Here is a 6,269-nt window from a genome sequence, read left to right on the forward strand (position 1 = left end):
CCCCCATCGCAGAACGGTGCCCCGAACGATCCACCTTGCGGCCATTCACTGATCTCGGGATGGGCCCGGCTCAAGGCTGGAGGTACACCGTGGGTAGGCTTAGGGTGGTGCCCGACACCGTTGAGCGGGACAATGGAATGCCGTCTCGGCGGGTCCTAAAAGAGCATCGCTATATTGCCATTCGTCACCTTCATCGCCATTGGCCTGACTTGAATGACGGCGAATGAAATTTGGAGCACCTGCCGAGAAATTGGTGTCCTCCCACTTCTTCAAGATGCCAAATGGCTCCTTGCCCCAAACTTTCTGCAACTGGGTGTGGAAGGATCGGCGCATGCTCCAAATCACGCCCAAATCCGTTCGCTGGGCGGGAATTTCTCCCTCAAATGTGAGGGTTATCTCCACTCAATGCGCCTCGTCCCAGTTCCCCGCTGCATGGGCGTCGACCTGGATCGGCACCGTCAGGCGCACCGCCGGTTCCGCCGCGCCTTCCATCACCCGCTTGATCACCGGGATCGCCTCATTCTCGGTGCCCAGCGGCACTTCGAAGATCAGTTCGTCGTGCACCTGTAATAGCATGTCGGCGTCGATGCCCGCCCGCGCCAGTTCGGGCTCCATGCGGATCATGGCGCGGCGGATGATGTCGGCGGCTGAGCCCTGGATCGGGGCGTTGATGGAGGCGCGTTCGACAAAGGCGCGTTCGCTCGGATTGTGCGATTTGGCATTGGGGAAGTTGATGCGGCGGCCAAAGATCGTGGTGACGTGGCCATCTTCCTTCACCCGGCGGCGCTGCTCTTCCATATAGTCCTTGATGCCGGGGAAGCGCTCGAAATAGGTCTTGATGTAGTCGCCCGCCTCGCCGCGGCCGATGCCCAGCTGATTGGCCAGGCCAAAGGCGGAAATGCCATAGATGATGCCGAAATTGATCGCCTTGGCGCGGCGGCGAATGTCGCTGGGCATGCCGGCCACCGGCACGCCGAACATCTCGCTGGCGGTCATGGCGTGAATGTCGAGCCCCTCCTCGAAGGCGTCTTTCAGGGCCTGAATATCGGCGATATGGGCCAGCACGCGCAGCTCGATCTGGCTGTAATCGGCAGAGATCAGGATTTTGCCCGGCGCGGCGACAAAGGCGGAGCGGATCTTGCGGCCATCCTCGGTGCGCACCGGGATGTTCTGCAGATTGGGATCGTTCGAGCTCAGCCGCCCGGTGAGCACCGAATGCTGGGAATAGGTGGTGTGCACCCGCCCGGTGCGGGCATTGATATAGGCGGGCAGGGCATCGGTATAGGTGCCGCGCAGCTTGTTGAGCTGGCGCCAGTCGACAATGGTGCGGGCCAGCGGCACGCCCTTGAGCGCCAGGTCTTCGAGCACGTCGGCGCCGGTGGCCCAGGCGCCGGTCTTGGTCTTGCTGCCGCCCTCGAGCCCCATCTTGTCAAAGAGGATTTCCCCCAGCTGCTTGGGCGAGCCGAGATTGAAGCTCTGCCCGGCCAGCTCATAGGCATCCGCCTCGAAGGCGGCGGCGCGCTGGGCGAACTCGCCCGAAAGGCGCGACAGAATGGCGCGATCGACATTGACGCCGCGCGCCTCCATCCGCGCCAGCACCGGGGCCAGCGGCCGCTCGATGGTTTCGTAGAGCGCCGTCATGTTTTCCGCCACGAGGCGCGGCTTGAGCACCTGCCACAGCCGCATGGTCATGTCGGCATCTTCGGCGGCATAGCGCGCGCCCTCGGCCAGCGGCACCTGGGCAAAGGTGCGCTGGCTCTTGCCAGAGCCGAGCAGCTCGCGGATCGACTGGCCGGCAAAGCCCAGCCAGTGTTCGCCCAGCTCGCCCATGGTGTTGAACTGCGGCCCGTCCAGCGCATAGCTGAGCAGCAGCGTGTCATCGATCGAGGCCACCGGCACGCCATAGCGCGCCAGCATGCCCAGATCATATTTGCCATTGTGGAAGATCTTGAGGATCGACGGATCGGCAAACAGTGGCTTGAGCATATCGAGCGCGGTGCGGATCTCCATCTGCCCCTCGACCAGCCCGCCGCCGCCAAAGATGTCGGCCTCGCCATCGCTATGGCCGAGCGGCAGATAGGCGCCGGTGCCCGGGGCGATGGAAAACGAGATGCCGACCAGATCGGCGGTCTGGTTGTCCAGCCCGGTGGTCTCGGTATCGGTGGCGACATAGCCGGTCATCTCGATGGCGTCGATCCAGCGCTGCAGGGCGGCGGCGTCGCGGATGATCTCGTAATCTTCCGGCCTGAAGGGGATGGCGCGCACCCGGGCATGTTCGGCCGCCGCATGGGCAACGGTGGCGGCATTGGAGCGGCCACTGGCCTCGTGCCGCGCCGCCCGGCTTTCCGCGCGCGCCGCATTGTCAAAGCCCACCGCGCCGGGGGCGGTTTTGGCGCTGAGTTCGGGATCGGCGGGGAAATCATCGGGATTGGCATCGAGCAGCCCGGCCAGCCGCTTGGTGATGGTGTTGAATTCCATCGCCTTGAGGAAGGGGAACAGATTGCCCGGCTCCATGGGCTGGCGCGCCAGGGCGTCCAGCTCAAGTTCCACCGGCACATCCTGGCTGAGGGTGACGAGGCGTTTGGAGACCAGCGCCAGCTCGGCATTGGCCTTGAGCTTTTCGCGCCGGGCGTTCTGCCTGATCTCGTCGGCATGGGCGAGCAGGTTTTCCACCGTGCCATATTGATTGATCAGCTCGGCCGCCGTCTTGACGCCAATGCCGGGCACGCCGGGCACATTGTCGACGCTGTCGCCGCACAAAGCCTGCACCTCGATCACCTTGTCGGGGGTGACGCCGAACTTGGTGAACACCTCATCCATGCCGATCCAGCGCAGGGGCGGCTGGCCGGGGCGCGGAATGGTGTCGAGCATGCGAATGCTGCCATCGGGCTCGATCAGCTGCATCATGTCCTTGTCGGACGAGACAATGGTCGCCTTGCCGCCGGCCTTGCGCGCCATCACCGCATAGGTGGCAATGATGTCATCGGCCTCCCAGCCCGCCATTTCGATCGAGGGAATGGAAAAGGCGCGCGTGGCCGCCCGGGTCAGCGGGAACTGCGGCACCAGCTCGGCCGGCGCCGGCGGGCGCTGGGCTTTGTAATCGGGAAAGAAATCATCGCGGAAGGTCTTGCCGGCATGGTCAAAGATCACCGCCATATGGGTGGGCGCATCCTCGCCCTTCAAATCTTCGGTCAGCTTGTAGAGCATGTTGCAGAAGCCCTGCACGCAGCCGACAGGCAGCCCGTCCGACTTGCGGTTGAGCTGGGGCAGGGCATGGAAGGCGCGGAAAATATAGGCCGAGCCATCAACGAGCAGCAAATGCATGAGCAGCGATTCCGAATGGATGAACGCGCTGACATTAGGCCAGTTTGCCCCGGGCCAAAAGAGCCAGCGACCGGGAACCGGGGCACAACCTGCCGCGTTTGGCCAGTTTGGCGCCGTGCCGCCGGCACCACTTTTGTCCTGCGGCGGGCGCAGCATCGCATTTGAGCCGTTTTTGCCTTTTAAGGGCCGCATATTCAAATTTGAATGATGATCGGACTGTCATCGGTTCGCAGAGGGATTGGAAAGCATGGACAATCAGGCCAATAGGGCCGCCGTGATCCTGGTGGTCGACGACGACGCCCTGATCAATCTGAACGCGATCGACATGGTCGAGCAGCTCGGTCACACCGCGCTTGAAGCCTATAGCGGGCGCGACGCGCTGGCCATTCTGGCCAGCAACCAGACCATCGACCTGCTGATTACCGATTACGCCATGCCCGGCATGACCGGGGTGGAACTGGCGCATGCAGCGCGCGCGCTGCGCCCCGGCCTGCCCATCGTTCTGGCGACGGGCTATTCCGAATTGCCCGATGGTGTCGATATCGACCTGCCGCGGCTGTCAAAGCCCTATCAGCAATCCGATCTGGCCAGGCACCTGCTGCTGCTGCTCAACGAGCCGGTGCCGGTGACCCCCTAGCACGTTATCAGCGGAGCGGTGAGCGGCGGCTAGCGCAGCCCGGCCCGCTGCAGCAGACCGGCACGCTTGGCGTCATAATAATAGCCGCTGGCGTAGAACCGCACCGAGCGATCATAATCGCCGCCGGCGGTGATATAGGCCCCCGCCAGATAGCGCACCGCATAGCGCAGATTGGTTTCGGCATCGAGCAGCCCGGCCGGTGGACCGCGATAGCCCATGCCGCCGGCGGTGGCGTGGCTGATCTGCATCAGCCCGTAATAGGGGCCATTGCGCGCCCCCGCATTGTAATTGCTCTCGCGCACGATGACCCGGCGCACCAGGTCCTCGGGCACGCTGTAGTGCTGCGCATAATGGCGGATCAGCCCGTCCATCGAGCCCTCGGTATAGCCCAGCGCCGAAGTTGCCATCGGCACCGCATCGGCCTTGGGCACATGCCCGGCCGGCGTGCTGGGGGTGGCGAAATCGGCCAGCGCCGCCTTGGCGGCGCCCGGCGCCGGCTTCAGCGCGCTCATCGAGCAGCCCGACACCGCCAGCGCCAGCACCAGCCCGGCGCCCAGCAGCGCAGCGCGCTGGCGTCCATTGCTTGAGTTTGTCATGCGGCCACCCTTAGCCCATTTCAGCTGTGGCGGCGATAGGACCCAATCAGGGCAGCTTGAAGGCGGTTAACGCGGAAAACACCACCGGCGCGCGGCGCCAGGACAGCCGGCGGAACGCCCCCGACCAGGCCCCGCCGACGGACCGCTCCCCGTGCCCGACAAACAAAACCAACCAACCCCGTTGCGCGGCGCGCCGGCTTTGGCTAGTTTGCGCCCGTTCAGCCGGGGCCCCGCCCCCGCGTCACGGATGCACCCGTAGCTCAGCTGGATAGAGCGCTGCCCTCCGAAGGCAGAGGCCACACGTTCGAATCGTGTCGGGTGCACCAGCGACTTCTCAAGCGATAACAATAAGTTAGCCGGTCAGGCGCTGGGTAATGGCCCTCTGCCTGATGATGGCCTAGCAACAGAATGGCAACAGAATGCCTCTGCGAACCAGGCTACGATCAGGGAAAAACGGCCCCATAAGCTACGCGGAAAGCATCGCGTTCTGAGTTCTGACGATGTCCGAGAACAGACGACAGGGCTCAAAACCGATCCCAAACTCCACCTGCGTCGGAAGGCGGCTGACGAATTGCTGTCAGAGCAGCAGTCGGCCATGATCGAGAAAATGCTGGTCGCCGGCCTAGACCTGCGGCGCCCGTCTGACAACGTAATTGTCGATCTGATCACCGGCGAAACCAAGCAGCTGCAGGGCAGCCGCATGTGCCGCTTTTTGCCAGCAGTTGCCAAGCGCGAGCGCAGCGAATACCTGAGCTCGCTCGAAGCCTTCATGTCTGCGGATGAGATGAAATACGCGCGATACGGCGTCATCACCGCAGGGGCGCCTGTCGTCGCCATGGACCCAAGCCTCCGCTATTCTCTTCAGGCTTTCCATCGCAAGCTCAGCCGCTGGGCCTCAGTCGCGGAGAATAGGTTCGGGATCGAGGTCATCGTTCGTTGCACCGAGTCGACACGAGAGACTTTGGAACAGCGAGGGCTGATCGGCAAAAAGCCTTCTTACCATTTTCACGCGAATGTCGTGTACCGCCCGAAGCGCTATAATCGCCTGGTGTTCCTGACTTTTCTGTCATGGACCCGCCGGTTTTTTAAGACGCATTGGACTGACGCTGGCATGGTTCAGAACGTACGCGAAATCGTGAAGTACATGATCAAACCCGGCGATCTGGCAGATGTTCCGGGAGAGGAGTTGGTCTGGCTTTTCGAAGCGACTGAAAAGCTCAAGTTCATTCAGGCTCTTGGCTCATTTGCGGAATTTCGCCGGGAACTCAAGGACGCCCGCCTGAAGACTAAATCGATCACCGTTGGCTCGGGCGATCGTGAGACGGTGCTCGTAAAGAAAGACACACGCGAACCATCCATCAAGGCTAGGTTGCGGGCGGAGCTGGAGGCTGCCGAGCACGACCTGATTGCCCGTCTTGAACGCGAGGAGAACCAAGAGGCCGTTGTCGAGTGGATGGAGCGATTGCTGGCGTGTCAGGAAAGTTTGGCCGCGCTGAACACGCCTTGTGCGACGCCAAACATGATTGTCGCAGTGCTGCCGCCCGCCTGCAGGTTTATCCACTATTCGACTCCAGCAGTTTTGGTGGCCGGGTTGCTCATTTATTACTTCGCCCATAGTTGGTCGTTAACCGCCTCACAATGCTGCGGGGATAGTGGATATAAGATTGTGCGCCTGACATTTTGACCGTCGGCTACCGACCCCAACTTGGACG

At 62.7% G+C, this 6,269-nt stretch carries 5 protein-coding genes and 1 tRNA gene; 4 read left to right on the forward strand and 2 right to left on the reverse strand.

Annotated elements, in window-relative coordinates; all coding sequences use genetic code 11:
* Positions 1–402: 402 nt before the first annotated feature.
* On the reverse strand, positions 403–3,324 hold the full coding sequence (polA, locus tag Q8O80_RS07670) for a DNA polymerase I (RefSeq protein WP_305578612.1): 2,922 nt from the start codon (positions 3,322–3,324) through the stop codon (positions 403–405).
* Between polA and Q8O80_RS07675 the strand changes: the two genes are divergently transcribed.
* Both Q8O80_RS07675 and Q8O80_RS07680 read left to right on the forward strand, forming a co-directional pair.
* Positions 3,323–3,532 carry a hypothetical protein gene (locus Q8O80_RS07675; protein WP_305578614.1) on the forward strand — a complete coding sequence of 70 codons (210 nt, stop codon included), beginning with the start codon at positions 3,323–3,325 and terminating at the stop codon, positions 3,530–3,532. The two genes, polA and Q8O80_RS07675, sit on opposite strands and share 2 nt — an antisense overlap.
* Before the next feature lie 39 nt (positions 3,533–3,571).
* Positions 3,572–3,961: a response regulator gene (locus tag Q8O80_RS07680; RefSeq protein ID WP_305578616.1), complete on the forward strand. Its 390-nt coding sequence runs from the start codon at positions 3,572–3,574 to the stop codon at positions 3,959–3,961.
* A gap of 29 nt (positions 3,962–3,990) precedes the next feature.
* Here the strand turns inward: Q8O80_RS07680 and Q8O80_RS21520 are convergent, their stop codons facing one another.
* The gene (locus Q8O80_RS21520) at positions 3,991–4,581 is read right to left on the reverse strand and encodes a transglycosylase SLT domain-containing protein (protein ID WP_371136140.1); all 591 of its coding nucleotides are present in this window, start codon (positions 4,579–4,581) and stop codon (positions 3,991–3,993) included.
* Between the two features lie 225 nt (positions 4,582–4,806).
* Here Q8O80_RS21520 and Q8O80_RS07690 point away from each other — a divergent pair.
* Together Q8O80_RS07690 and Q8O80_RS07695 are read left to right on the forward strand one after the other, a co-directional pair.
* A tRNA-Arg gene (locus Q8O80_RS07690) sits at positions 4,807–4,883 on the forward strand.
* A gap of 269 nt (positions 4,884–5,152) precedes the next feature.
* Positions 5,153–6,241, forward strand: a complete 1,089-nt coding sequence (locus Q8O80_RS07695) for a hypothetical protein (protein ID WP_305578618.1) — start codon at positions 5,153–5,155, stop codon at positions 6,239–6,241.
* Positions 6,242–6,269 lie beyond the last annotated feature (28 nt).

The organism is Devosia sp. (assembly GCF_030689745.1).
Lineage (GTDB): Bacteria > Pseudomonadota > Alphaproteobacteria > Rhizobiales > Devosiaceae > Devosia > Devosia alba.